Annotated in this window: 1 protein-coding gene; it reads right to left on the bottom strand. The window is 62.6% G+C overall.

From position 1 onward, the window contains the following. Positions 1–29: 29 nt before the first annotated feature. Positions 30–1177, bottom strand: a protein-coding gene (locus AC1DIP_RS22180) for an IS3 family transposase (protein WP_477735113.1) whose coding sequence is annotated in 2 segments (ribosomal slippage) — positions 30–904 and positions 904–1177 — 1149 coding nt in all. Because the reading frame shifts where the segments join, the coding sequence is not laid out codon by codon here. Positions 1178–1257: the final 80 nt, after the last annotated feature.

The following is a 1257-nucleotide window of genomic DNA, read 5'->3' as shown; positions in this document are numbered from 1 at the left end:
TGGCTGGGCCCCCGTTAGCAGTCCAGCGTCTATGCGATAGCTAATGTGTTTTCTTGCGTCCAGTTTTCCCAGTAGCGTTTCGGCGTCATGCCGTCCAGGGATCCGTGGGGCCGTTCATGATTGTAGATAGCTTTCCATTCCTCGGCCAAAAACTGCGCTTCGGCCATGGTGTCCATGATTTCTCCGGAGAGTTGCTCCCTTCTGAACTGGGCATTGAATGATTCGATGAAGCCGTTCTGCCAGGGCGAGCCGGGGTCGATGAACGCGGTGTCGACGCCGGCGGTGTTGCACCACTCGATCAGGGCGGCGGCGGTGAATTCCGGTCCGTTGTCACACCTGACGTAGGTCGGGGCGGTGCCGGTTTCGGCGATGATGTCCTCCAGCACCGCGACGACGTCGGCGGCTTTGAAGGACCGGCGCGGAATGACTGCCAGTGCGGTGCGGGTGTATTCGTCGATGACGTTGAAGAACCGGATGTGCCGGCCGCAGGAGGTCACGTCGGACTGGAAGTCGAAGCTGACCACGTGCATCGGATACTCGGCTGTGAGCCGTTTCCGTTCCCCGGCGCCGGGCCCGGTCCGGCGCTTCTTCCGCGCCCTGGCTTTACAGACGAGGCCTTCGTCGCGCCAGAGCCGGCGCACCCGCTTCCGGTTCAGCGCCACGCCGCCCCACTCGGGCTGGGCCAGGAGGTGCCAGCGGGCCTTCCGCCAGCCCCAGGCGGGGTGTTTCACTGCGATGGCGCGCAGGGCTGTTCGGAGCTGCATTTCCTCGAAGCCCATGTCGGGTTTTTTCTTGCGGAACGCGGACCGGTTCTGGCCGATGACCTTGCACGCGAAGCGTTCGGATGCCCCGAACTTCTCCACCGCCATGCGCACGGCACGGCGGCGGGGTTCGGGGCTCAGAATTTTCCCTTCGCCACCTCGTTCAGGATGTCGATGGCCAGTTCCTTCTCCGCCAGCAGCCGCTTGAGCCGGGCGTTCTCCTTCTCCAGCTCCTTCGTCCGTTTGGACGCCTCGGCGTTCTTCTCGGACCCGTACTCCTTCAGCCACCGGTACCAGGTCGCCTCGGTGACCTGAAGTTCCTTGATGACCTCGACCATCGGACGTCCGTCGTTGAGCATCTTCTGGCCCTGCCGGACTTTGGCGATGACCTGCTCGGGGGTGTGTCTGCGTGCCATGATTCGTGAATTTCCTCCTGTGTCCATTCTCGGACACGAAACTCACACAAACACTGGACTACTCTCTGGGGACCCAACCA

This window comes from Pseudarthrobacter sp. 05T312, assembly GCF_056396685.1.
The sequence above is the reverse complement of the archived record's forward strand: the minus strand, read 5'-3'. Positions and strand labels throughout refer to the sequence as shown.